The following is a 23,688-nucleotide window of genomic DNA, read 5'->3' on the forward strand; positions in this document are numbered from 1 at the left end:
GTGTTTGTTGCGACAGCCCGCGAGAAGTCTACGACGCCGCCCTTGACGCATCGGCCGACAGCCGCGCCAGCAGCGACCTTGCCGTGTCCGATGGCGAGAGCGAATCCACGCTGACCACGGGATCGCTGCGCATCTCGTGCTTGCCGTTGGAGGTGTGCCGCATCACCGCCGAGAGGCGGCGGGCGATCATGTGCGCGGTGCGGAAATCCGTTTCTGCAAACACGACGATCACCGAACCGTCCTTCTGCGCCGTGCCGAAATCCATCTGCCGCATCAGGCGGCTGAGGATGCGCGCGGCGTCGAGCTGGGCGCGGGGATTATTGGGATCGAAGGCGAAGCGGGCGACGGAGAGGCCGCCGCCGCGGGCCAGCGTCTGCTCCACCGCCTTGGCGAAATCGCGGGCGAAGGCTTCCACCGTGAGCAGGCCGCTGCGCGGATCGAGCCAGCCGCCGGCGTCGATCGAGCGCAGGGTGCGGCTCAGCTGCGCTTCCATCGCATGCTGGCGGATCAGCGGCAGGGCATTGGCCGCGACCTTCGCCGGCTCGCCCGATATCAGCTCGAGATTGGGCAGATCGTAGCTCTGCGCGAGCTGATGTGCGGTGACGACGACGGGCAGGTTGCGGAAGCGGGTGTCCTCGGCGAGCACGGTCAGGAAGGCATCGGTGACGCGTGCGGTGAAACCTTCGGCGAGCACGACACCGTCGAGGTCGCGGGTGTTGAGGTGCTTCGCGGCGGCCTCGATCGAGAGCGCGCCGATGACGCCGACGCGCTCGCCGAGCGCCACCGAGAGCGCGGGATAGGCCGCGCCGCGACCGATCAGGAGCACGGTGGCATCGCGCGCGGGATCAGCCTCCGGCAGCCTGATCGTCGCTTCCGGCAGCCGGCGCAGGACGGTGGCATGAAGGGTGCGCACGCGTAGCGCGGCGCGGAGCCGCGCGATCAGGCGGTCGGGATTGCCGCCGCGTGAGGCAAAGGGCAGGGCGTTGGGAGGCAGCGCGCTCGCGGCATCCATGGCCACGAAGGGAAGGTAGGGCGATTGGCTGGCGATCTTCTTCGCGAAGACCGCTATGTGCGGCTCATGCCCACCGGACATCGCAGCGAGAACCGCGGCCGGCTGCACCTGCTCGATCGCGCGTGCCGCGCTGGCCCAGTCGGTGTCGACCACGGGAAAGAGCCGGGCCTCGTCCAGCGCCGCAACGAAGGCGGGGCGCCCGGTATTGGACACAAACAGGATCGGGCCCGCCTGGGACATCGAGATACTCTGATCACGCAATGGTGCCGCGCAATCTAGAGTGACCGCCTTAATGCTGCGTCAACGTATCGGTCGAAACTGCGCTCAAGCCGGCCCGGAGCGGTCGCGAAAGGCCTCGACCATCAGGGGGTTAAGCCCGAGCTCGTTGAGTGCCTCGCGGGCGCGGGCATTGTCCTGGGCCCTTCCTGCCAGCCGATGCCCGGAGAGACGGTCGGGCAGCGCGGTGAGCAGGGCACCCTGGCCGAGCCGGCGGGCCCATTCCTGGAGATCGTTGGAGAGGAACCGATAGCCGCCGACCGCCATGATGCCGGAGGGCGGCGCGGTGATGCAGATCGCGCCGCTCGGACGGTCGAGCCGGGCGGCATAGCCGGTGTCGGCATAGTCACGCGGCGGCTGGGCGATCAGGGTCTCGCCGACGGGCTGCGGCGGGGCATAGGCCGCGATCGGCACCATCGGTCCGCGCAGGCCGAGCGTGCCCTTCGGCGTCAGCAGGATCTCGCCGGCGATCGAGGAGCCGGACTGCTCGCGCGGGGCGCCGTGCGGTCCCGGCATCACAGCCACGGGCATGCCGTTCTCGCCGCGGCGGGCGCCGAACAAGCCGGCCTCGCCGAACAGATAGATGTCGGTCAGCGGCGCATGCGGCGCGATCCAGGCATCGCTTGCGGCGACCTGCTCGGGCGCGCGCCAGAGGCCGATGACGTTGCGCAAGGTCGGCATCCGCGCCGCGAGGTCGGAATCGCCGAGGCGCAGCGCGAGCTGGGCCGGCGCGATCAGCACCTCGCATTCGTGCTCGTTGATCTGCTGCTCCAGCACCTCGCTCTCGAAGGGATGATGCAGCGCCAGCGTGCCGCCCGAGAGCAGCCACACCGCGAGCGAGGAGGCCAGCCCCGCGAACGACATCGACGCGAACGCCGCCATCACGGTCGCGCCCTGCTTGATGTCGGCTTCCAGCGACATCGCCAGCCCGCCGGCGATCAGGCTGAAATGCGGCCGCGGCACCGGACGGAAGCCTTCTGCCGTGACGTCGAAGGAGATCATCGCCGCCTTGCGGCCGTCCTGGATCACGGTGCGCGTGGTGCCGGGCGGCCGCGCCAGCACGTCGTCGAGCGACGCCATGCCTTCCGGCAGGTCGGTGCCGAAGCCGCAGACGTGACGGATCGAGAAGGCTTCCGCGGCCGCATTCATCGCAAGGTCGGCATAGCCGACGCCGTCGACAGTGCTCATGGTGACGATGGCGCGCGCCGCGGTGCGGTTGAGCGCGGCGGTCAGTTCCGCATGCCGCCACAGCAGCGGCAGCACGGCGACGACGAGGCCGGCGCGATGGGCGGCAAGCACCGTCAGCACGAACTCGACCGTGTTGGGCAGCTGGATCGCGATGACGGAATTGGCCGGCAGCCCCGATTCGACGAAATACGCCGACAGTGCCTCGATGGCCGTATCGGCCTCGGCATAGCTCATCCGTCGCGGCTGGTGCCCGGTCACGCGCGCCTTGTTGAGGGGATCGAGCAGAGCGGTCGCGTGCGGCTGCCGGGTCAGCGTGCGCTGAAACAGCGTGTCGAGCGTCGGCGATACGGCTGGCTGGTTCACGGCGTCACTTTGCTTGATGAGCTTGCGGCTGCCCTTTCGACCACCAGGTCTCCGGCAAATAGCCGGACAGCGAAGTGGCCTTTGGCCGTTCTATCCGATTCCAGCGCGCGATCCATTGCTCGGATACGTTAAACAGGGGGATTGTGTAGAAGCCGGAGATCAGGGCGCGGTCGAGTGCGCGCACCGCCGAGACGAAATCCGTATGTTCACGGGCCTCCAGCAGGGCGGCGATCATGGCATCGACGGCCGGATCCCTGGCGCCCATGTAGTTGCGCGTGCCCGGATTGTCGGCGGCAGCGCTGCCCCAATAAAAATACTGCTCGTTGCCGGGCGACAGCGATTGGTCCCAGCGGTTCTGGATCATGTCGAACTCGTAAGCGAGCCGGCGCTGATCGAACTGCACGGGATCGACCGAGCGCACGGTCGTCTCGATGCCGGCGCGCTTGAGGTCGCGCTGGAAGGCGAGCGCGATACGCTCCTGGTCGCGGGTCGTGACCATGATCTCGAAGCTGAAGGGCGCCTTGGTCGCGCGGTTGCGCAGCACGGTTCCGTCGAGATCGTAGCCGGCCTCCGACAACAGTTTCAGCGCGGCGCGCAGCGTGGTGCGGTCGCGCCCCGAGCCGTCGGTGACCGGTAGGTGGTAGCTGCCGTCCATGATGTCGGGCGGGATCTGTGCGGCGAAGGGTTTCAGCAGCTCACGCTCGCGCGCATCCGCCGGGCGGCCATAGGCCGACAGGTCCGAGCCGGCGAAATAGCCGGCGACGCGCGAATAGAGGCCGAAGAAATAGTTGCGGTTGACCAGCTCGAAATCGAACAGCAGCGTCAGCGCCTTGCGCACGCGGATGTCGGCGAAGATCGGACGGCGGGTGTTGAACACCAGGAATTCGGAAGGCTGCGGGACCCCCGGCTTGATGGTCTCGCGGATCACCTGACCGCTGCGCGCGGCCGGAAAATCATAGCCGTCGTGCCAGCGCAGGGGCTCGTGCTCGACACGGAAATCATAGAGGCCGCGCTTGAAGGCTTCGAACTGGCCGTTGGCCTCGCGAAAATAGTCGAGCCTGATCTCGTCGAAATTGTAGAGCCCGCGATTGATCGGGAGGTCGCGGCCCCAATAGTCGGGATTGCGGGTCAGCGTCACGCTGGCGCCTGGCTTCACCGCCGTGACGCGATAGGGGCCGGAGCCGACCGGGCTCGTCAGCGTCGTCTCCTCGAAGCTGGCGACATCCACGGCATGCTTCGGCAGGATCGGCATCAGGCCGAGAATCAGTGGCAGCTCGCGGTCATTGGCGTCGGTGAGGTCGAAGCGGACGGTGAGGGGATCGGGCGCCTCGGCCTTCGCGACTTTGGCGTAATACTGCCGATGATTGGGACGGCCGTGGTCGCGCAAGAGCTGCCAGGAGAACAGCACGTCCTCGGCCAGCACGGGTTTGCCGTCGGAGAAGCGGGCGCGTGGATCGAGGCGGAACGTGACAAAGGTGCGGTCGTCGTTGGTTTCGACGGTCCTGGCGAGCAGGCCATAAAGCGTGAACGGCTCATCCTGACCGCGCGCGAGCAGGCTCTCGACCACGTAGCTCCGCACCTGCTGAACGGCCAATCCCCTCACGATGAAGGGATTGAGACTGTCGAAGGTGCCGAGAACACCCCAGGTCATGCGGCCGCCTTTAGGAGCATCCGGATTGACGTAGGGCATATGGGTGAAATCGGCAGGCATCGCCGGCTTGCCGTGCATGGCAATGGCATAGGCTTCCTCGGCCCGCGCGACGCCCGCCGACAGCCCGACGGAGAGGGCCAAGACGAGAGCCAAGACGAGAGCCAAGACGAGAGCCCGGGCGAGACGGCAGAGGCGGAGTCCGGGGCCCTCGAAGAGGCGCTGGAACATGAACATCGGCACACGTTGATTCGAAGACCGGGGGCCCTGAATCCTATCACAGGGAATTTCCCGGGGCGCAGCTGAGGATGTGGTCAAAGACGCCTGTCGGCATTGATCTTTTCGTCGGCCACGCTAAAAGGCGGTCAATCGCGCAGGAGCGCCGAGCCCGTCACTTATCCGCCTCAATTGACGGGGAGAGAGCCGCGCCCAAGGCGGCTAGGTTCGGCGCTTCGGAGCGGTTCGGGCACTTCCCGTTCAGAAAGGGTTTTCCGCAATGAATTTCTGTTACTTGGCCGCGTCCGTCCGGCCGCGCGGGCGACTTCTCGCCTTGTTGACGGCGACGGCGTTGGCCGTTCCGTTTGCCGCCGAGGCCCAGACCCCGGCGCCGGCCCAGGGTGCCCCTAAGGCGGCTCCGGCCCCGAAAGCCGCTCCGAAGGCTGCCCCCAAGGCCCCGGCGCCCGCGGCGTCTCCGCAGGCCCAGCAGGCTCCCGCGCAGGGCGCCCCGCAGCAGGGCGCGGCCCAGCCGGCCGATCAGCAGATCCAGCTGATCTACGCCCCCTGGACCAAGTTCTGCCTGAAGGGTCAGGACGCCAATGCCAAGCAGGTCTGCTTCACCGGCAAGGACGGCCGCATCGAATCGGGGCAGCCGGTCATCGCCGCCGTGATCATCGAGCCGGAAGGCGAGCCCAAGAAGATCCTGCGCGTGACGCTGCCGCTCGGCATGCAGCTCGTGCACGGCACCCGCATCATCGTGGACAACAATGCGCCGTTGCAGAGCCCGTATGTGATCTGCTTCCAGAACGGCTGCATGTCGGACTACGAGGCTACGCCCGAACTCATCAACAACATGAAGAAGGGCCAGAATCTCGTTGTCCAGGCGATCAATGCCAACGGAGCGCCGCTGACGCTGCCGCTGCCGCTCGCCGGCGAATTCCAGAAAGCTTATGACGGTCCGCCGACCGATCCGAAGGTGTTCGAGGAAAATCAGAAGAAGCTTCAGGAAGAGCTTCAGAAGAAGGCCGAAGAGCAGCGCAAGAAGCTCGAGCAGGGTGGCGCTGTCCCCGGCGCACCGCCGACTGCCCAGAAATAAGCGGGACCAAATCCCGGACGTCACGAAAAAGGCGCTCATATGAGCGCCTTTTTTTGTTCGTCGCCTGCTAGCGGCGAAGTTCTAGTTCAGCGATGGGTTGCGCGGCCGGTAGCCGCCGGCCTTGTCCTTGATGAAGATCTCGGCAACCTGGGAATGCCGGACCGGCTCGCCGGAATCATCCGGCAGCAGATTCTGTTCCGAGACATAGGCGACGTATTCCGACTCCGCGTTCTCCGCGAGCAGGTGGTAGAACGGCTGGTCCTTGTGGGGCCGCACCTCCTCGGGGATCGACAGCCACCACTCCTCGGTGTTGTTGAATTCCGGATCGATGTCGAAGATCACGCCCCGGAACGAGAAGATCCGGTGGCGCACGACCTGTCCGATCTGGAATTTGGCGGTCCTCGCTTTAATCATCCCCCGTCGATAGACCAGGATTGTGGCCGATGCTAGTGGCCTTGTCGGGAATTAACCTTCGCGTCAGGGGCGGATAGCCCCCAAGTCCTGAGAAAACACTTCATCAATGGTCGATATCCTCAATCTGGCTCTACCCTATTTCGGCTTGATCTTCGTCGGATTTGCCTGCGGCAAGGTCAAGTCCTTGCCGGAATCGGGCCTCGCCTGGATGAACTTCTTCCTGCTCTACGTCTCGCTGCCGGCGCTGCTGTTCGCGATCATGTCGAAGACGCCGTTTGCGGAATTGAACAACCCGCCGTTCCTGATCGCGACAACGCTGTCGACAGTTGCGGCGTTCACGCTGGCGCTGGTGGTTGGCAAGGTGCTGGGCCGGCTGACGCTGCGCGAGGCGACGCTCGCGGGCCTGTCCGGCGGCTACGGCAATATCGGCTACATGGGGCCGGGCCTGGCGCTCGCGGTGCTCGGGCCGAAGGCCTCGGCGCCGACCGCGCTGATCTTCTGTTGCGACAGCATCTTCCTGTTCACGATCGTGCCGCTGCTGATCGAGCTCTCCGACCGCGACCATCCCTCGCTGGTGCACGCCTTCGGCGTCGTGCTGAAGCAGATCGTGCTCAATCCGCTGATCATGTCGGCCTGCTTCGGCGCGGCGGTCGCGGCGCTGCATATCGAGCTGCCGGTCGCGCTCGACCGCACCATCACCTTTCTTCAGAACGCAGCTGCTCCGACTGCACTCTTCGTGCTCGGCGTGACCGTGGCACTGCGCCCGTTCGACCGGGTGCCGTGGGAGGTGCCGGGCGTGATTGCTGTCAAGCTGCTGATCCATCCGCTCGCGGCGTTCGGCCTGATGCTGGCATTCGGTCCATTCGCGCAGCCCTGGGCCGCGACCGCGGTGCTGATGGCCTCATTGCCGCCAGCGCTGAATGTGTTCGTGATAGCCCGGCAGAACGATGCCTGGATCGAATCCGCCTCCGTCGCGGTGCTGCTCGGCACCTTCGCCTCCGTGGTCACGCTGACCAGCGTGATGTGGGCGATCCAGAGCGGCCGGCTGGTGTTTCCGTGAGTGGGCTTACCTGCGCCATGTCGGCGTCAGGCCCTCACGCATCGCAAAGCGCCGGAGCGGGCCGATGGCGCCGAGCAGGTGCATGCCGACGGCGCGGACCGGCTGGAGCGGCAGGAAATCGTTGAGCAGGGAGCGGTTGGCGATGTCGATCGCAAAGGTTCGGCTCAAGATGTCTGGACGCCGCGCCCGGTCGTAGCGCTTGAGCACATCGCCCGCTCCGGGATCCTGGCCCGCTGCGATGGCCTCGCCTGCGAGCCGGGCGACGTCGGCGGCATCGCGGAGGCCAAGGTTGAGGCCCTGGGCGCCGATCGGGGGAACCACATGGGCAGCTTCGCCGACAAGCGCGATGCGGTCGCAGCCGAAGGATTTTGGACGTTCGATTGCCAACGGGAACAGGTTGCGCCCGGGCTCGACCGTCATGCGTCCCAGGATCGAATGCGACTGTTTCTCGATCGCGGCCGACAGTTCCTCGTCGCTCAGGCCGCGCAACCGTTCGGCTTCCGCGGGTGCTGCGACCCAGACGATGCTGGAACGGTCGCCGGGCAGGGGCACGAACACGCAGGGACCGTGCGGCGTGTGGAACTCGGTCGAGACATTGCGATGCGGCCGCGCGTGTCCGACGTTGAAGGTCAGCGCGGTCTGCGTCAGTTCGCGCCGCGTCACGGCGATGCCGGCAGCCTCGCGACACAGCGAATGCCGGCCATCGGCGCCGACCACAAGCCGGGCCGAGAGGAATTGTGCCGAGGTCGTGCGGACGGCGACGTCGTCGGCTTCGATCACGACGCTTTCGGCCTCGTCGTCGAAGCGGGCGAGGTGAGGAAGTTCGGCCGCCCGCTCTTCGAGCGCCAGCATCAGCGAACGGTTGTCGATGTTGTAGCCGAACGCGTCGAGACCGATCTCGTGACAGGAGAACCGGACCTCGGGCGCGCGGAACAGCCGGCCGGTGTCGTCGACGAGGCGCATGACCTCGAGCGCGGCCGCCTTGTCCTTGCAGCGCGACCAGACGTCGAGGGTTTCCAGGAGATCGACGGAGGCGCCCAACAGCGCGGTGGTGCGGTTGTCGGCATAGGGCACGCGCCGCGCCACCAGCGCGGTCCGCGCACCGGCCTGCGCCAATGCGATCGCCGCTGCAAGTCCGGCCGGTCCGCCGCCGATCACGGCGGCGTCATGGAGTGTCGATGCGCCTGTCATGGAACGACAATTGACACGCCCGGCGGCAAATTCAAGCCCAGCTATATTTCCCTGATTTTATGACGAATTGTGCGACCGGGCGCCGCAATGGCTTATGTGCAAATCGGTCTCGTTCTGATAGCAGAAGCCATGGATAGCCAGCAGGATTCCCTGAAGCCGAGACCGGCGATGCGCGCCGCGGCCTTCTCGGTGCATATCTTCACCGCCTTCGGCGCCGCCATTGCGCTGCTGGCGATGCTGGAGGCCGTGCGCGAGCACTGGGCGGCGATGTTTCAGTGGCTGGGCGTGGCCCTGATCATCGATGCGATCGACGGTCCGATCGCGCGGCGGCTCGACGTCAAGAACGTGCAGCCGAACTGGTCGGGCGACGTGCTCGATCTCGTGGTCGATTTCGTCACCTATGTCTTCGTGCCGGCCTATGCGATCGTGGCCAGCGGTTTGTTGCTGCCGGTGGCCGCTCCCTTGCTCGGCATCGCCATCATCGTCACCAGCGCATTATATTTCGCCGATCTGCGCATGAAGGCCGACGACAATCATTTCCGCGGCTTCCCTGCGCTGTGGAATGCGGCGGCGTTCTACCTGTTCCTGCTGCACTGGCCGCCGCTGTGGTCGACGTTGCTGGTCTCGGCGCTCGTCGTGCTGACCTTCGTGCCGTTCCACGTGCTGCATCCGGTCCGCGTCGTGCGGCTGCGCTGGCTGACGATGTCGTTGATCGCGATCTGGGCGCTGCTCGGACTCTACGTCCTGGAGATGGATTTCCGCGTCGGCACCGGCGTGACCGTGGTGCTCTGCGCCATCGCGCTCTGGATCAGCTTCAGCGACGCATTGATCCGGCTGGCGAGATCGTTCGGATGATGCAGCTGTTGACCAGCCCCGAGGCCTGGGCCGCGCTGCTGACATTGACCGCGCTCGAGATCGTGCTCGGCATCGACAACGTCATCTTCCTGTCCGTGATCGTCTCGCGTATCCCGGAGAAGCAGGCGCATCGCGCGCGCCAGATCGGGCTGGCGCTGGCGCTGATCTTCCGCATCGTTCTGCTCAGTCTTCTGGTCTGGCTGATCGGCCTGACCGCGCCGGTGTTTGCCTTCAAGGGCTACGACTTCTCCTGGCGCGATCTCATCCTGATCGGCGGCGGCCTGTTTCTGATCGCCAAGGCGACGCACGAGATTCACGCCGAGGTGGAGGCCGATGACGGCGAGAGCGACGAGAAGTCCGCCGGCAACGCCTTCTTCTGGGTGATCGTCCAGATCGTGATCATCGACATCGTGTTCTCGCTGGACTCGATCATCACCGCGATCGGCATGGCGCAGGACATCGAGATCATGGTCGCAGCGGTCGTGATCGCCTGCCTCATCATGTACATTTCGTCGGGGCCGGTGTCGCGGTTCGTCGCAGAGCATCCGACCACCAAGATGCTGGCGCTCGCGTTCCTGGTGCTGATCGGCGTCGCGCTGGTCGCGGACGGATTCCAATTCCATATTCCGCGCGGCTACATCTACTTCGCGATTGCGTTCTCGGCGGCGGTCGAATTCTTCAACGTGCTGGCCAAGCGCAACCGCAGGAAAACCGGCAAGCCGGCAGCCTGACGGCCGTGGCTCGCGCCGAGTTGACAAGGCGGGCGCGATGCCTTTCGCTCAGAGCGTTTTCGAGCGAAGTGGATACCGGTTCGCGTCACGAAGACGCGTCAGAAACTAGAATCTAGAGCCCCGTTCCGATTGGGACGGGGCTCTAGGGGCGAGAAGAGGAGGTCAGGTGATGACCAAAGCCGTCCGTGTGCACAAGGTCGGAGGCCCCGAAGCCCTGGTCTATGAGAGCGTCGACGTGCCGGCGCCCGGGCCCGGCGAGGTGCGCATCCGCCAGCACGCGGTCGGCCTGAACTTCATCGATGTCTATTACCGCACCGGCCTCTACAAGGCGCCGGGGCTGCCCTTCATCGCCGGCAACGAGGCCTCGGGCGAGGTGGTCGCGGTCGGGCCCGGCGTGACGCATTTCCATGCCGGCGACCGCGTCGCTTACTACCACAATCTCGGCGCCTATACCGGCGAGCGCAACATCCCGTGGGAGAAGCTGGTCAAGCTGCCCGACCACATCACCCACGAGCAGGGCGCCGTGCTGATGCTGAAGGGGCTCACGGTCTGGTACCTTCTGCACAAGACTTTCAAGGTCGAGCCGCATCACCGCGTGCTGATCCACGCCGCGGCCGGCGGCATCGGCCTCCTCGCCTGCCAATGGGCGAGGGCGCTCGGCGCTCACGTCATCGGCACGGTCGGCTCGCGCGAGAAGGCTGAGCTGGCGGAGGCCAATGGCTGCGACCATGTCATCCTCTACAACGAGGAAGACTTCGTTGCGCGGGTCAAGCAGATCAGTCGCAATGAGGGCTGCGACGTCGTCTATGACGGCGTCGGCAAGGCGACCTTCCCGGGCTCGCTATCGTGCCTGAAGCCGCGCGGCATGTTCGTCTCGTTCGGCAATGCCTCCGGTCCCGTGCCGCCATTCTCGATCGCCGAGCTCAACAATCACGGCTCGCTGTTTGCGACACGGCCGAAGCTCAACGATTATGTCGGCAAGCGCTCGGAATTGCTGGAAGGCGCCGACACGCTGTTCGCCGCCGTCATCAACGGCAAGCTGCACGTGCCGATCAATCACGCGTACGCGCTGAAGGATGCCGCGAAGGCGCATATCGATCTCGAAAGCCGCAAGACCACGGGCGCGTCGATCCTGAAGCCGTAGATCTGTCGTCATTGCGAGCGAAGCGAAGCAATCCAGGACTGTCTCCGCGGATGTAGTCTGGATTGCTTCGTCGCAAGCGCTCCTCGCAATGACGAGGGTAGACCTACGCGACGCGTCTTGCCGCGCCGGCCTTGGTCAAGATACCGTCGAGGCAATCGATCATCTCGGCGATCTCGGCCCGCGTGACGTTCAACGCGGGCATGAAGCGCAAGCTGTCGACCTGCGGCGCGTTGAGGAGCACCCCGGCCTCGAACGCCTGCGCAACGATGCCAGGCGCGATCGGCAGCTTGAGGTCGAGCGCGAGCAGGAGCCCACGTCCCCGCACGCCGCCGAGACCATGCCGGGCCGAGACCTTTTGCAGTTCGCTTTCGAGCAGCAGGCCGGTCTCGGCGACCATCTTGAGGAAGTCGGGCTTGCTGACCTCCTCGAGCACCGCAAGCCCCGCCGCGCACATGATCGGGTTGCCGTTGAACGTGCCGCCCTGATCGCCGTGCTCGAAACAGGAGGCGCGCTCGGTCGCGAGCAGGGCCGCGAGCGGCACGCCGCCGCCGATGCCCTTGCCGAGCGTCATGATGTCGGGCGAAATCCCGGTGTGCTCGTAGTGGAAGAGCTTGCCGGTCCGACCCATGCCGGTCTGGATCTCGTCGAAGATCAGCAAGAGGCCGTGTGCCTCGGCGAGCGCGCGCAACTCCTGCAGGAACTGATCGCTCGCCGGCCACACGCCCGATTCACCCTGGATCGGCTCGATCATCACGGCGACGGTGTTGTCGTTGATCAGCTTCTCGACCGAGGTGATATCGTTGAGCTTTGCCTTCTTGAAGCCGGCGACCTTCGGTTCGAACAGCGGCTCGAACGCCTTCTTGCCCGAGGCCGACATCGTCGCCAGTGTCCTTCCGTGAAAGCCGCCCTCGAAGCTGATGATCTCGAACGCACCGCCTCTGTGGAGGCTGCCATATTTCCGCGCGAGCTTGATCGCGCCTTCGTTGGCTTCCGCGCCGGAGTTGGCGAAGAACACCTGGTCGAAGGCGCTGTTGTCGACGAGCGACTGCGCGAGCTTGAAGCTCGGCTCGTTGTAGAAGGCCGGGCTCGGCGTCAGCAGCCGCCTGGCCTGCGCGGCAAGCGCGTCGGCAACCGAAGGGGGCGAATGGCCGAGACAATTGACGGCCCAGCCCTGCACGAAGTCGAGATAGCGCTTGCGGCTGTCGTCCCACAGGTAGGAGCCGGCGCCGCGGACGAACACGGCGTTGGGCCGTGCGGTGATGTCCATCAGCACGTCATACGGATGGGTGGCGGTAGTCATGTCGAACTCCTCTGGAGGCGGGTGGAAAAGGCGCGCGAAAAGCAAAAAGGCCGCACTTTGCGGGTGCGGCCTTCTCGAAAACTTGAGCTGAATTTAGTAGATCAGCGTCGTCGTCGGACATGGCGCAACCCATCATCGTCGCGGGTGCGACGACGGAAAGCTGCGCGGCGGTGGGTCCGAGAGTTGATCATGGGGCGCGTCCCTACAGCCGAACGGCAGGACTTGTCAAGCAGACGTTTTGCAAAACACGCGTTCGGCGTGTGCCGTCGCGGGCGGACGTCACTCGCAATTCATCGATCGGCTGACGAGAACCATTGTGCCTCTGGCGCGTTTGTGATCGAAGGACGCCAATTGGTTCGAACCGGACGCATGGCGGCTCAGACCAAGAGGGGCGGGACCAACAAGATAGTTTTCAGCTTTGTCCGATACGTCGTATTCGATTGATCTCGACAGCATTCGCGGCGCTTTTCCGCCGGGCATCGAAGCGCCACGGCTGCTGGTCGACTTTGCCGGCTGGCTCGAGGGGCGCCCCTGGGGCAGCGTCGGCTGCTTCTCGCTGCAAGGCCAGTTCTCCGATTCCGCGCCGATCGTCGACGGCAGTCCCCTGCGGGACAGGTTTTCGCTGTTCATGCGGCTGCCGGACGGCTCGGTCCTCGGTGGCTGGTATGGCGCGGGTCTGGATCGCGACAATCCACCGATCGTTGGGCTAGGATCCGAGGGCGACTACGCGTTGCTGGCGCCTGACCTCGACGGGCTGCTTGCAAAATTGACGTCGCAGCAATTCGACAACGCCTGGAGCGATCTGAAGCCGCGTGACGAGGTCGCGTGCCAGACGGTCGAGCTTGCGCAGTGGCTCGCCAGACGGCCGGCCGGCGAGGCGGCGGCGCCCGACGATATATCATCAGAGCTGCCAGACTTTCGCGGTTTCGTGGAAAAATGGAGCCGGGATCGCGAGGACTACTGGGCCAATCACCGGCTGATGGCCGAGCTCGGCTGGCGGCTCGCGGCGCATCTGCCAAAGGGCAAGAAGCCCTGGGACCAGACGCGTTTCGAGATCGCGATTGTCGGCGCGCAATATCAGGCGCGCGTGCTCTCGCAGGGACCGCAGCTATTCGAGGAAGCCGCTTCGATCGAGTCCCTGCTGCGCGATTTGCGTGAGCAGATGCGCCGCGCCCAGCCCGAGCTCGGACTGTGGTACGCGATGCAGTTCGGGCTCCATGCCGACGGCCGGATCATGCCGAATTTCGAATATGATCTGCGCCCAACCATCGGCGGCGAGCCGGCGCTGCTGTCCGAAGCAAAGGCCGATCTCGCCCGCGCACCAAGGCCGGAGCGCTGGGTGCCGAAATGGCTGGCGGCATCCTGAAGCTCGGATTCCCGCGATGCTGCCGCCCAGCCGGCGCGCCGAAATCTTCTGCTGTCGTGCCATCTTGACCTCGCGGGAACGGCACCTTCGATCCCCCTTGACTTAGAGTGCGCTCGAAGGGGTATCTGTACGTGCGTCAGTACGAGAACGGGCACACATGAAGATCGGCGACCTCGCAAAACGAACCGGCTTGTCGACCCACACGTTGCGTTATTATGAGCGCATCGGGCTGCTGCCATACGCAGACCGGGATCGTTCCGGCCAGCGTGACTTTGACGCATCGATCTTCACATGGATCACATTCCTCGGTCGGCTCAAGACCACGGGAATGCCGATCCGGGACATGTTGCGTTATGCGGCGCTTCGTGATGAAGGCGAAGCCACCGGGCCAGCCCGGCGGCAGATGCTGGAAATCCACCGGGAACAGGTTCGCACGCAGATTGCCGAACTCCAGGAATGCCTGCTCGTCCTTGATACCAAGATCGCCGGCTATGCCGGCGACGAACAGAGGACGAAGGAAAATGACGCACGCCCAAACACAAGCCGAAAGCCGCTTCGATCGCGGCCAGCGGGCCCTGTCACGCATTGACGGCAGAGCCGGCGAAAAGGTCGTCGCCTCACTGGCCGACATTGCTCCGGATTTCGCACGATACGTGATCGAGTTTCCCTTCGGCGACATTTACAGCCGCCCGGACCTCGGCCTGCGCGATCGAGAGATCGCGACGATCGCCGCGCTGACGGCGCTCGGAAATGCCGCGCCTCAGCTCAAAGTGCATATCGAGGCGGGTCTGAACGTCGGGCTGTCTCGCGACGAGATCGTGGAGGTCATCATGCAGATGGCCGTTTATGCGGGCTTCCCGGCGGCGGTGAACGGGCTGTTCGCAGCCAAGGAGGTGTTTTCCGCGCATGACGGACGGCAGGCGTCGGGAGAAGCGACATGACGAAACGCGCCGATCTCGCCCGCGTATTCAGGCCGGAGCGCTGGGTGCCGAAATGGCGAGCGGCGTCGTGAACCTCAAAATCCTGCGACGCTGCCGTGCAGATCATACGCGTCCGCGCGCTCGATCTTTGCGGTGACGATCTCGCCGACACGCAGGGGGCGGCGGCTCGACAGGTACACCGCGCCGTCGATCTCCGGTGCATCGGCCTTGGAGCGGCCCTTGGCCACCGTCGGGCCGACCTCGTCGATGATGATCTGCTGGCGCGTGCCGACCTTACGCTTCAGCCGGCGTGCCGAGATCTTCTGCTGGCGGGCCATCAGCGCGTTGTAGCGCTCCTGCTTGACCTCTTCCGGCACGGGGTTCTCGATCGCGTTCGACGTGGCGCCGGCAACCGGCTCGTATTTGAAGCAGCCGAGGCGGTCGATCTCGGCTTCATCGAGCCAGTCGAGCAGATAGGCGAAGTCGGCATCGGTCTCGCCGGGGAAGCCGACGATGAAGGTCGAGCGCAGCGCGAGATCGGGACATTCCTCGCGCCAGCGCTTGATCCGCGCCAGCGTCTTGTCCTGCGCCGCCGGGCGCTTCATCGCCTTCAGCACCTCGGGGCTCGCATGCTGGAACGGGATGTCGAGATAGGGCAGCACCTTGCCCTCGTTCATCAGCGCGATGACCTCGTCGACATGCGGGTAGGGGTAGACATATTGCAGCCGGACCCAGGCGCCGAACTCACCGAGCTCGCGCGCGAGATCGAGGAATCTGGCGCGGACCTGGCGATCCCTCCACGGGCTCTCTGCATATTTGAGATCGACGCCATAGGCCGAGGTGTCCTGCGAGATCACCAGCAGCTCCTTGACGCCGGCATCGACCAGCCGCTCGGCTTCGCGCAGCACATCATTGGCCGGACGCGAGACGAGGTCGCCGCGCAGCTTCGGGATGATGCAGAAGGTGCAGCGGTTGTTGCAGCCTTCGGAGATCTTCAAATAGGCGTAGTGGCGCGGCGTCAGCTTGATGCCTTGCGGCGGCACTAGGTCGAGATGCGGGTTGTGGGCGGGCGGCAGCGCGCGGTGCACGGCGTCGAGCACGCTCTCATATTGCTGCGGGCCGGTGATCGAGAGAACGCCCGGATAGGCCTGCTCGATCTGCTCGGGTTCCGCGCCCATGCAACCGGTCACGATCACCTTGCCGTTCTCGGCCATGGCCTCGCCGATCGCCGAGAGCGACTCCTGCTTGGCGCTGTCGAGGAAGCCACAGGTGTTAACGATGACGATGTCGGCCCCGTCATGCTTGCGCGCGAGCTCGTAGCCCTCCGCGCGCAGGCGCGTGATGATGCGCTCGGAATCCACCAATGCCTTGGGGCACCCGAGTGACGTGAACGAAATGCGCGGCGCTTTTTCCATGTATCGCCTGGAACCTGCAGCTGAATTGTTCGGAATTGCGTTCCAACTAATTGATCCGACGGAAAAATTCAACCGCTCCGGCTGTTCCTGTGACGGTAAAATGAGACATAGCCTGCAGCAGCCGCTCAGATGTTGGTCAGGACATCAGCGGCTGCCGTTTTCGGTGCCAGGACGGCCGGGCTAGTTGGCGGCGCCCTCGACAGCAAATGTGCGGTACGTGGCGTATTTCTCACCGACCGCTCGAACTTGCACGTAGGCCGGATCGTTTCGCCAAGCCCGAAGCGCCTCCATGTTCGGATACATGTAGATCACCACGCGTTTGGGCGGACTTCCGTCGACGGCAACGACCTGTGCACCGGTTGCCGCCGCGCCTGCCGCTGCAACCAATTTCCCGCCATGGGCCTTGATGATCTCCCTCGCCTTGGGGAGATATTCCCTGGCATAGCCATCGGGCTCGGACACGTCGATTTGGCCGATCAGATAGGCGGGCGGGGTAGTTTCGCCATGGAGCGCTTGGCTGCCAAAGGCGCCTAATGCGGTACACGTCAACATGACGAGACCGATCCTGCATCGAGAGTTCATGTGGGCCTCCTCTCATGCCTTGCCGCTGCCGCGAGCGGTAGCCTGAAAAAGACTCTCCACGGCAGTTCAAAATGTGTCCAATACATATATTCTCTCACGCCTTATGCTCTGGTGGTATAAGCGGGCATGAACCTTCGACAGGCCCTCACGTTTCTGACCGTGGCCGAACTCGGCACCGTCTCGAAGGCCGCTATTCGGTTGCGTGTCGCCCAGCCGGCCTTGTCCAGGCAAATCATCGGTCTCGAGCTGGAGCTCGGCTTGCGGCTGTTCGACCGGGTCGGGCGCCGTCTTCTGTTGACGGGCGAGGGCGAGCAGTTGATTGCAGGCTGCCGGCTGCTGCTCAACAGCGTCAGCTCGCTGAAAGAGCAGGCTCAGCTGCTCCGTCAAGGCGACACGGGGGTTCTCAAGGTCGCGGGATCGCCCCAGCACATCGAGAGCGTGCTATCGGAATTTCTTCACCTGTACGCGAAGCGGTATCCCAGGGTCGAGATAAGGATCAGGGAGGGTACGGGCAGCGAAATATTGACGATGCTCGAACGTGGCGAAATCCATCTCGGCCAAAACCTGCTGCACGCAGTCAGGCTGAACGAACAGCACTTCGGCAGTCTTCCGCTTGGATCTGTGCAGTTGCTGGCTGCGTGCCATCCCTCGACGCCCCTCGGTCCGAACCATACCATCGAGATAACCGATCTCGCTCGGTTTCCATTGCTGCTGCTGGACAGCGGGTTCGGGTTTCGCCGCGCTTTCGATGCTGCAAGTCGTATGGCGGGGCTGAAACCTGCGATCGTGTTCGAGAGTCGTAATCCCCACACTTTGTTGGCACTCGCCGAGGCGGGCCACGGCGTAGCGATCGTTCCTTCCCAACTTCAGTGCTGGCGTTACCGATTGAGGATCGTCGGTCTCACGCATAGACGCCGCGTCTTGCAGGAACCTCTGACCATCTCATGGGATAGGCGGCGCTCCTTGCCGCGCTTTGCGAGCGACTATTGTGCAATGCTCGCTGCGCATATGCGCGAGACATTTCCGATCACGCGCCCGACGGAGCCGGCCACGGCAAAAAGGAGTGCTCGGTCCCGAGCAAAGCGCGTCCCGCTGCAGGCTCCCAGTCGAATCTGACCTTGGGCGCAGCCGTCTGATCCATATCTGAACTGCCTGATTGACGGGCCTGAGCTAGTCCCAATTGCCCACAATTACAACCCTTTGCAGGGCGTTCCGGCGTGCTATGGATGAATCGCCTGCCGTGAGTGAGCTATGAGCGCCGAACAGTCGCCCAAAATCGTAATCGTCGACGAAAGCCCGATCCGGGCTGCGATCCTGGAGGAGGGATTGCGGGAGGCCGGATTCACGCAGGTCGTCCATATCCGCGAAATGCAGAGCCTGCTTGCCCGTATTTATGCCGTGGATCCCGACATCATCCTGATCGATCTGGAGAACCCCAGCCGCGACGTGCTGGAAGCGATGTTCCAGGTCAGCCGCGCCGTGAAGCGGCCGATCGCCATGTTCGTCGACCAGAGCGATTCCGCGTCGATCCAGGCCTCGGTCGAGGCGGGGGTATCCGCCTACATCGTCGACGGGCTGAAGAAGGAGCGCATCAAGCCGATCCTCGACCTCTGCGTGTCCCGCTTCAACGCCTTCGCCAAGCTCCAGGAAGAGCTGGAGCGCACCAAGTCGCAGCTGGAGGACCGCAAGATCATCGAGCGCGCTAAGGGCATTTTGATGAAGGTGAAGGGCCTGACCGAGGACGAGGCCTATGTGCTGCTGCGCTCCACGGCGATGCGCGAGAAGAAGAAAATCGGCGAGATCGCGCAGTCGATCATCACCGCGTCGGAGATGCTGAAATGACCGCGCCCCTCCGCATCGGATTCATCCCGCTGGTCGATGCCGCGGCTCTGATCGTCGCCGTCGACAAGGGATTCACCGCTGCCGAAGGGCTCGAGGTCGAGCTGGTGCGCGAGGTGTCCTGGTCCAACGTTCGCGACAAGCTCAATATCGGCCTGTTCGACGCCGCGCACCTGCTCGCACCGGTGGCGATCGCGTCCTCGCTCGGGCTCGGCCACGTCGAGGTGCCGATCGCCGCGCCCTTCAATCTCGGCATCAACGGCAACGCGATCACGGTCTCGCCGGCGCTGCACGCGGCGCTGATGGCGGAGATCGACGGCGACCGCTTTGATCCGCTCGCCACGGCGAAAGCGCTGGCGCGCGTCGTCGCCAAGCGCCGCAAGGCTGGCGCCGATCCCTTGATCTTCGGCATGACCTTTCCGTTCTCGACCCACAATTATCAATTGCGGTTCTGGATGGCGGCGGCCGGTGTCGATCCCGACGAGGATGTGCGTCTGGTCGTGCTGCCGCCGCCTTACATGGTCGACAGTCTCAAGAGTGGCCATGTCGATGCGTTCTGCGTCGGTGCGCCCTGGAATTCGATCGCCGTCGATCTCGGCATCGGTCACATCCTGCATTTCTCCTCCGACATTCTTGCCCGAGCCGCCGAGAAGGTGCTGGCCGTGCGTCAGGTCTGGGCCGACAAGCACCCGGACGTGGTCGCCGCGCTAGTTCGCGCCGCGGTGAAGGGCGCTGAATTCATCGAGGAGCCCGCCAACCTGGCCGAGGCGGCGCGCATCCTGGCGCAACCCGAGCGGATTGGGGTCAATGCCGAGGTGATCCAGCGGACGCTGGTGGGGCGCCTGAAGGTGTCGCCCGAGGGCGAGGTGCGCGAAAGCGGCCGGTACCTTCTGGTGGGACGTGAAGGGGCAGGGCGGCCGGACCCGGTCCAGGCGGCCTGGCTCTATGCGCAGATGGTGCGTTGGGGGCAGACGGTGCTGGCGCCGGACAGCATCAAGACGGCAATGACCGTGTTCAGGCCTGACCTTTACGATGCCGCTCTCGGCCGTCGGCCGCCCGACCAAGCTCCCGAGGCCTTCGGGGCATTCACCGGGCCAGCGTTCGATCCCGCCAACATTCTTGGGCATCTGAAGGCCTTCGATGTGGGCCGCTGGCGGGCCTGACTCAGGCCTGCACTCTTTTTAGGCAATCGTGACCATCGTCTAAATTTTGCGCTGGCTGCCCGAATTTCATGTCGGGGCCTGAGCCGGGATTTTCCGGAATCTCTCCTAGTCGACTGAAAATATATCAGTCTTTCATTTCGTCAAAGCTGGCACGCAACTTGAATGTTGCAGTGCGGCCAGCTTGTCACAGGTGCCTGCTGAGCCGAGTCCCGCAGCAACGAAGCTGATCGGACCGTTGGGTGGCCAGGCCGGCTCTCGTGCCAGCAAGCTTCCTATCGGGTCGCGCCAATTTCCGTCGATGCCACCCGGTGGCCGCAGGAGCTTCGTTACCGACCATGAAAATCGATACGCTCGCAGTCGACTTTACCGACGAGCAGAAACGCTATCTCGAAGGCTTCACGACCGGTTTGCAGATCAGCCGGGTCGGGCGCGGTCTCGGCGGCGGCGCTGGCAAGGCGAACGCCGAGCCCACCGGCCCCGACGCCGTGCACATCAAGGCGCAGGACAAGGTCATCGCGTCGGGCAAGAAGCTCGCCGACCAGGAGAAGTTCAAGCGCGACGAGCATCCCTTCGATGCCTATCCGCGCCTGCGCCAGCAGGCGCTCGACAACGCGCCGCCGAGCCCTGCGGACAATTTCCGCTGGCGCTATTACGGCATCTTCTATGTCGCGCCGACGCAGGACTCCTACATGAGCCGGCTGCGGATTCCGAACGGCATCATGAAGCACTGGCAGCTGTCAGGTCTTGCCGATCTCGCCGACGAGCTTTGCGGCCCCTACAGCCACGTCACGACGCGCGCCAATCTCCAGCTCCGCGAGATCCCGCCGAAGAATGCGATCAAGCTGATCGAGGGCATTCAGGACCTCGGCCTGTGCTCGCGCGGCTCCGGTGCCGACAACATCCGCAACGTGACGGGAACGCCGACGGCCGGCATCGATCCGCAAGAGCTGATCGACACGCGGCCCCATGCGCGCGAGTGGCACTATCACATCCTCAACGATCGCTCGCTCTACGGCTTGCCGCGCAAGTTCAACGTTGCCTTCGACGGCGCCGGCAGGATCGCCGTGCTCGAGGAGACCAACGACATCGCGTTCACTGCGTACGAGGTGAAGGACGGGTTCGGAGTCGAGCCCGGAATCTGGTTCCGCCTCGGCCTCGGCGGCATCACGGGCCACAAGGATTTTGCAAAATACTCCGGCATCATCGTCAAGCCGGAGCAGGCGACGGCCGTCGCCGACGCCATCGTGCGCGTGTTCATCGATCATGGCGACCGCACCAACCGCAACAAGGCGCGGCTCAAATATGTGCTCGATGCCATGGGCCATGACGGCTTCCTCAAGCTTGTCGAGGAGCGGCTGCAGACGCCGTTCACGCGCGTGCCCGAGGAGGCGTTTCTCCCGCGGCCGGCCGCGGACCGCATGGCGCATGTCGGCGTGCACAGGCAGAAGCAGGACGGATTGAACTGGATCGGCGTGTCGCTGACGCTCGGCAAGCTCACCTGCGATCAGATGCGGGGCCTCGCCAAGATCGCCCGCGATCTCGGCGACGGCGAGATCCGCCTCACGGTCTGGCAGAACCTGCTCATTTCGGGGGTGCGCGACGAGAATGTCGCGCTTGCGATCGCGGCAATCAAGCAGATCGGGCTCGCCGTCGAGGCCTCGCACATCCGCGCCGGCCTGATCGCCTGTACCGGCAATGCCGGCTGCCGCTTTGCCGCTGCGAATACCAAGCGCCATGCCGCCGAGATCGGCGACTGGTGCGAGCCGCGCGTCGCGATGGACAAGCCGGTCAACATCCACGTCACCGGCTGCCACCATTCCTGCGCGCAGCACTACATCAGCGACATCGGCCTGATCGGGGCGCGCGTGCCTGTTGGCGAGGAGGACACGGTCGAGGGTTATCACCTCTTCACCGGCGGCGGGTTCGGGCCCGACGCCGACGTCGGGCAAGAGGTCTATCACGACCTCAAGGCCGAAGACGCGCCGAAAACGGTCGAGGCGCTGCTCAAGGCCTATATCGCCCATCGCTCGTCTGCCGACGAAACCTTCCTCTCCTTTGCGCGCCGCCACGACGGCGAAACGCTGCGCAAGCTTGCCGATGCACAGGTGTCCGCATGAACCAGATCACCCCTCCGCCGAAGCTTGACATCATTCCCGCCAGCGCCCCGTTCTCCGATGCGCAGCGCTCCTGGCTGAACGGATTCTTTGCCGGGCTGCTGTCGCCTGACATCGCCGCGCCGCTGTCGGCGGAGCAGGGCGCCGCCGTCATGCAAGGCGCCGCCGGTGACGGCGACGACGGCGAAGCGCCGTGGCACGACCAGACCATGCCGATCGCCGATCGAATGAAGCTCGCCGAGGGGCGTCCCGTGCGCCGCAAGTTGATGGCGGCGATGGCGCAGCAGGATTGCGGCCAGTGCGGTTACAATTGCCACGACTATTCGGAGGCGATCGCCAGCCGCAGCGAAGCGCGGCTCAATCTCTGCGTCCCCGGCGGCAAGGAAACCGCGCGGATGCTGAAGTCGCTGTACGAGGAGCTCGACAAGGCGCCAGTGGCCAAAGCGGCTGACAAGCCCGACGCTCCGGCGCCGGCCGTGACCGTGACGATCGCGGAGCCGGGCCGCTCGCGCGACAACCCCGTTGCCGCGACCTTCCTGTCGCGCCGTCTCCTCAACAAGGGCAAGTCGGAGAAGGAAACCTACCACATCGAGTTCGATCTCTCCGAGAGCAAGCTCGACTACGTCGTCGGCGACAGTTTCGGCGTGTTCGCGCGCAACGACGTCGGCCTCGTCGACCAGATCATCGCGCTGCTCGGCGCCTCCCACACCACCAAGGTCAACGGCAAGACGCTGCGCGAGGTGCTGATCGACGACGTCTCGCTGTCGCCGGCGCCCGACACGCTGTTCGAGCTGATCTCCTTCATCACCGGGGGCGCGCAACGCGAGAAGGCGCGGGCGCTGGCGCAGGGCGAGGATCCCGATGGCGATGCCGCCACGCTCGACGTGATGGCGGCGCTGCAGAAGTTTTCCGGCACGCGGCCGCATCCGGAGGCCTTCGTCGAGGCGCTGGAGCCGCTGCAGCCGCGGCTCTACTCGATCTCGTCCTCGCACAATGCGACGCCGGGAAAGCTGTCGCTCACGGTCGATTCCGTGCGCTACCTCGTCGCCAAGCGGAAGCGCCTCGGCGTTGCCTCGACCTTCCTCGGCGAACGCATCGCCGAAGGCGAGAAGCTCAAGGTCTATGTGCAGAAGGCACACGGCTTCGGCCTGCCGCAGGATCCGAAGACGCCTGTCATCATGATCGGCCCCGGCACTGGCATTGCGCCGTTCCGCGCCTTCCTATTCGACCGCAAGGCGACCGGCGCGCCCGGCAAGAACTGGTTGTTCTTCGGTCACCAGCGCAGCGATTGCGACTTCTTCTACCAGGAGGAGCTCAACGCGATGAAGACCTCGGGTCTGCTCACGCGCATGTCGCTGGCCTGGTCGCGCGACGGTGAGAAGAAGTTCTACGTGCAGGACCGCATGCGGGAGGTCGGCCGCGAGGTCTGGACCTGGCTTGCCGAAGGCGCGCATCTCTACATCTGCGGCGATGCCAAGCGCATGGCCAAGGATGTCGAGCGCGCGCTGGTCGATATCGTCGCCCAGTTCGGCGCACGTTCGACCGATGAGGCGGTCAGTTTTGTCGCCGAGCTCAAGAAGACCGGCCGCTTCCAGGCTGACGTTTACTAGGGTGACGGAGCATCGGATGACTCGCCCATTGGCCGTCATCCGATTGTCATCCACTCTGGTTCCAGGTCCCGGGGAATTTAACGAATAAGATTCTCGGAACCTGGGACTCAGGAGAATTTGTGCCCGCAATGCGGGGTCTTCAGAGAATCCCTGTCGCTATTTTCGTTACCGTCTTGCCTCCCGCC

General features: G+C 64.7%; 21 protein-coding genes. 13 read left to right on the forward strand and 8 right to left on the reverse strand.

From position 1 onward, the window contains the following. Positions 1-28: 28 nt before the first annotated feature. The 3 genes from NLM27_RS12640 to NLM27_RS12650 all read right to left on the reverse strand — a co-directional run bounded on the left by NLM27_RS12640 (position 29) and on the right by NLM27_RS12650 (position 4,724). A complete protein-coding gene (locus NLM27_RS12640) occupies positions 29-1,252 on the reverse strand; it encodes a GGDEF domain-containing protein (protein ID WP_254143605.1) in 1,224 nt (407 codons plus the stop codon). Positions 1,253-1,336: 84 nt separating this feature from the next. Further along, positions 1,337-2,839 (reverse strand): class I adenylate-forming enzyme family protein, encoded by a 1,503-nt coding sequence (locus NLM27_RS12645; protein WP_254143606.1) that lies wholly within the window; start codon positions 2,837-2,839, stop codon positions 1,337-1,339. A 4-nt stretch (positions 2,840-2,843) separates the two neighbouring features. Beyond that, positions 2,844-4,724 carry an extracellular solute-binding protein gene (locus NLM27_RS12650; protein WP_254148813.1) on the reverse strand — a complete coding sequence of 627 codons (1,881 nt, stop codon included), beginning with the start codon at positions 4,722-4,724 and terminating at the stop codon, positions 2,844-2,846. A gap of 259 nt (positions 4,725-4,983) precedes the next feature. Here NLM27_RS12650 and NLM27_RS12655 point away from each other — a divergent pair, with 259 nt between their 5' ends. Beyond that, a complete protein-coding gene (locus tag NLM27_RS12655) occupies positions 4,984-5,799 on the forward strand; it encodes an invasion associated locus B family protein (protein ID WP_254143607.1) in 816 nt (271 codons plus the stop codon). An 81-nt stretch (positions 5,800-5,880) separates the two neighbouring features. On the opposite strand, the gene hspQ is transcribed toward NLM27_RS12655, so the two are convergent. Continuing rightward, positions 5,881-6,213 (reverse strand): heat shock protein HspQ, encoded by a 333-nt coding sequence (gene hspQ / locus NLM27_RS12660; protein WP_008564941.1) that lies wholly within the window; start codon positions 6,211-6,213, stop codon positions 5,881-5,883. A 106-nt stretch (positions 6,214-6,319) separates the two neighbouring features. Here hspQ and NLM27_RS12665 point away from each other — a divergent pair, with 106 nt between their 5' ends. Then, the gene (locus tag NLM27_RS12665; RefSeq protein ID WP_254143608.1) at positions 6,320-7,273 is read left to right on the forward strand and encodes an AEC family transporter; all 954 of its coding nucleotides are present in this window, start codon (positions 6,320-6,322) and stop codon (positions 7,271-7,273) included. Between the two features lie 6 nt (positions 7,274-7,279). Here the strand turns inward: NLM27_RS12665 and NLM27_RS12670 are convergent, their stop codons facing one another. Beyond that, positions 7,280-8,464 carry a UbiH/UbiF family hydroxylase gene (locus NLM27_RS12670; protein WP_254143609.1) on the reverse strand — a complete coding sequence of 395 codons (1,185 nt, stop codon included), beginning with the start codon at positions 8,462-8,464 and terminating at the stop codon, positions 7,280-7,282. 87 nt (positions 8,465-8,551) lie between these two features. Between NLM27_RS12670 and pcsA the strand changes: the two genes are divergently transcribed. The 3 genes from pcsA (at position 8,552) to NLM27_RS12685 (ending at position 11,194) form a co-directional block, all read left to right on the forward strand. Next, positions 8,552-9,319 carry a phosphatidylcholine synthase gene (gene pcsA / locus NLM27_RS12675; RefSeq protein ID WP_254143610.1) on the forward strand — a complete coding sequence of 256 codons (768 nt, stop codon included), beginning with the start codon at positions 8,552-8,554 and terminating at the stop codon, positions 9,317-9,319. Then, positions 9,316-10,050 (forward strand): TerC family protein, encoded by a 735-nt coding sequence (locus NLM27_RS12680; protein ID WP_254143611.1) that lies wholly within the window; start codon positions 9,316-9,318, stop codon positions 10,048-10,050. The genes pcsA and NLM27_RS12680 overlap by 4 nt, the downstream gene beginning before the upstream one ends. A gap of 169 nt (positions 10,051-10,219) precedes the next feature. Further along, positions 10,220-11,194, forward strand: a complete 975-nt coding sequence (locus tag NLM27_RS12685; RefSeq protein WP_254143612.1) for a quinone oxidoreductase — start codon at positions 10,220-10,222, stop codon at positions 11,192-11,194. Positions 11,195-11,297: 103 nt separating this feature from the next. Here NLM27_RS12685 and NLM27_RS12690 read toward each other — a convergent pair whose 3' ends face one another. Beyond that, complete coding sequence (locus NLM27_RS12690; protein ID WP_254143613.1) at positions 11,298-12,494, reverse strand: acetylornithine transaminase; 1,197 nt, start codon at positions 12,492-12,494, stop codon at positions 11,298-11,300. Between the two features lie 418 nt (positions 12,495-12,912). On the opposite strand from NLM27_RS12690, the gene NLM27_RS12695 reads away from it, so the two are divergent. The 3 genes from NLM27_RS12695 (at position 12,913) to NLM27_RS12705 (ending at position 14,801) form a co-directional block, all read left to right on the forward strand. Continuing rightward, positions 12,913-13,860, forward strand: a complete 948-nt coding sequence (locus NLM27_RS12695) for a hypothetical protein (protein WP_254143614.1) — start codon at positions 12,913-12,915, stop codon at positions 13,858-13,860. Between the two features lie 157 nt (positions 13,861-14,017). After that, positions 14,018-14,449 carry a MerR family transcriptional regulator gene (locus NLM27_RS12700; RefSeq protein WP_254143615.1) on the forward strand — a complete coding sequence of 144 codons (432 nt, stop codon included), beginning with the start codon at positions 14,018-14,020 and terminating at the stop codon, positions 14,447-14,449. Beyond that, positions 14,382-14,801 carry a carboxymuconolactone decarboxylase family protein gene (locus tag NLM27_RS12705; RefSeq protein ID WP_254148814.1) on the forward strand — a complete coding sequence of 140 codons (420 nt, stop codon included), beginning with the start codon at positions 14,382-14,384 and terminating at the stop codon, positions 14,799-14,801. Before NLM27_RS12700 ends, NLM27_RS12705 begins: the two co-directional genes overlap by 68 nt. 74 nt (positions 14,802-14,875) lie before the next feature. Here the strand turns inward: NLM27_RS12705 and rimO are convergent, their stop codons facing one another. Further along, complete coding sequence (gene rimO / locus NLM27_RS12710; protein WP_254143616.1) at positions 14,876-16,195, reverse strand: 30S ribosomal protein S12 methylthiotransferase RimO; 1,320 nt, start codon at positions 16,193-16,195, stop codon at positions 14,876-14,878. A 180-nt stretch (positions 16,196-16,375) separates the two neighbouring features. Then, on the reverse strand, positions 16,376-16,777 hold the full coding sequence (locus NLM27_RS12715; RefSeq protein ID WP_254143617.1) for a DUF1330 domain-containing protein: 402 nt from the start codon (positions 16,775-16,777) through the stop codon (positions 16,376-16,378). Positions 16,778-16,903: 126 nt separating this feature from the next. Between NLM27_RS12715 and NLM27_RS12720 the strand changes: the two genes are divergently transcribed. From NLM27_RS12720 to NLM27_RS12740, 5 genes are all read left to right on the forward strand, one after another. Continuing rightward, a complete protein-coding gene (locus tag NLM27_RS12720) occupies positions 16,904-17,893 on the forward strand; it encodes a LysR family transcriptional regulator (RefSeq protein WP_254143618.1) in 990 nt (329 codons plus the stop codon). Positions 17,894-18,028: 135 nt separating this feature from the next. Next, the gene (locus NLM27_RS12725; protein ID WP_008564898.1) at positions 18,029-18,619 is read left to right on the forward strand and encodes an ANTAR domain-containing response regulator; all 591 of its coding nucleotides are present in this window, start codon (positions 18,029-18,031) and stop codon (positions 18,617-18,619) included. Continuing rightward, positions 18,616-19,779: a CmpA/NrtA family ABC transporter substrate-binding protein gene (locus NLM27_RS12730; RefSeq protein WP_254143619.1), complete on the forward strand. Its 1,164-nt coding sequence runs from the start codon at positions 18,616-18,618 to the stop codon at positions 19,777-19,779. The genes NLM27_RS12725 and NLM27_RS12730 overlap by 4 nt, the downstream gene beginning before the upstream one ends. Positions 19,780-20,114: 335 nt before the next feature. Next, complete coding sequence (locus NLM27_RS12735; protein WP_254143620.1) at positions 20,115-21,896, forward strand: NirA family protein; 1,782 nt, start codon at positions 20,115-20,117, stop codon at positions 21,894-21,896. Continuing rightward, a complete protein-coding gene (locus tag NLM27_RS12740; protein ID WP_254143621.1) occupies positions 21,893-23,503 on the forward strand; it encodes a sulfite reductase subunit alpha in 1,611 nt (536 codons plus the stop codon). Before NLM27_RS12735 ends, NLM27_RS12740 begins: the two co-directional genes overlap by 4 nt. The last annotated feature ends 185 nt before the right edge of the window (positions 23,504-23,688 follow it).

Source organism: Bradyrhizobium sp. CCGB12 (assembly GCF_024199845.1).
Lineage (GTDB): Bacteria > Pseudomonadota > Alphaproteobacteria > Rhizobiales > Xanthobacteraceae > Bradyrhizobium.

What these genes read in the sequence shown, in the direction of transcription:
- NLM27_RS12685 (WP_254143612.1), top strand. Translation starts at nt 10,220, where the DNA reads ATGACCAAAGCCGTCCGTGTGCACAAGGTCGGAGGCCCCGAAGCCCTG.
- rimO (WP_254143616.1), bottom strand. Translation starts at nt 16,195, where the DNA reads ATGGAAAAAGCGCCGCGCATTTCGTTCACGTCACTCGGGTGCCCCAAG.
- NLM27_RS12700 (WP_254143615.1), top strand. Translation starts at nt 14,018, where the DNA reads ATGAAGATCGGCGACCTCGCAAAACGAACCGGCTTGTCGACCCACACG.
- NLM27_RS12725 (WP_008564898.1), top strand. Translation starts at nt 18,029, where the DNA reads ATGAGCGCCGAACAGTCGCCCAAAATCGTAATCGTCGACGAAAGCCCG.
- NLM27_RS12665 (WP_254143608.1), top strand. Translation starts at nt 6,320, where the DNA reads ATGGTCGATATCCTCAATCTGGCTCTACCCTATTTCGGCTTGATCTTC.
- NLM27_RS12705 (WP_254148814.1), top strand. Translation starts at nt 14,382, where the DNA reads ATGACGCACGCCCAAACACAAGCCGAAAGCCGCTTCGATCGCGGCCAG.
- NLM27_RS12670 (WP_254143609.1), bottom strand. Translation starts at nt 8,464, where the DNA reads ATGACAGGCGCATCGACACTCCATGACGCCGCCGTGATCGGCGGCGGA.
- NLM27_RS12715 (WP_254143617.1), bottom strand. Translation starts at nt 16,777, where the DNA reads ATGAACTCTCGATGCAGGATCGGTCTCGTCATGTTGACGTGTACCGCA.
- NLM27_RS12640 (WP_254143605.1), bottom strand. Translation starts at nt 1,252, where the DNA reads ATGTCCCAGGCGGGCCCGATCCTGTTTGTGTCCAATACCGGGCGCCCC.
- NLM27_RS12735 (WP_254143620.1), top strand. Translation starts at nt 20,115, where the DNA reads ATGAAAATCGATACGCTCGCAGTCGACTTTACCGACGAGCAGAAACGC.
- NLM27_RS12655 (WP_254143607.1), top strand. Translation starts at nt 4,984, where the DNA reads ATGAATTTCTGTTACTTGGCCGCGTCCGTCCGGCCGCGCGGGCGACTT.
- hspQ (WP_008564941.1), bottom strand. Translation starts at nt 6,213, where the DNA reads ATGATTAAAGCGAGGACCGCCAAATTCCAGATCGGACAGGTCGTGCGC.
- NLM27_RS12650 (WP_254148813.1), bottom strand. Translation starts at nt 4,724, where the DNA reads ATGTTCATGTTCCAGCGCCTCTTCGAGGGCCCCGGACTCCGCCTCTGC.
- pcsA (WP_254143610.1), top strand. Translation starts at nt 8,552, where the DNA reads ATGGCTTATGTGCAAATCGGTCTCGTTCTGATAGCAGAAGCCATGGAT.
- NLM27_RS12740 (WP_254143621.1), top strand. Translation starts at nt 21,893, where the DNA reads ATGAACCAGATCACCCCTCCGCCGAAGCTTGACATCATTCCCGCCAGC.
- NLM27_RS12690 (WP_254143613.1), bottom strand. Translation starts at nt 12,494, where the DNA reads ATGACTACCGCCACCCATCCGTATGACGTGCTGATGGACATCACCGCA.
- NLM27_RS12730 (WP_254143619.1), top strand. Translation starts at nt 18,616, where the DNA reads ATGACCGCGCCCCTCCGCATCGGATTCATCCCGCTGGTCGATGCCGCG.
- NLM27_RS12680 (WP_254143611.1), top strand. Translation starts at nt 9,316, where the DNA reads ATGATGCAGCTGTTGACCAGCCCCGAGGCCTGGGCCGCGCTGCTGACA.
- NLM27_RS12720 (WP_254143618.1), top strand. Translation starts at nt 16,904, where the DNA reads ATGAACCTTCGACAGGCCCTCACGTTTCTGACCGTGGCCGAACTCGGC.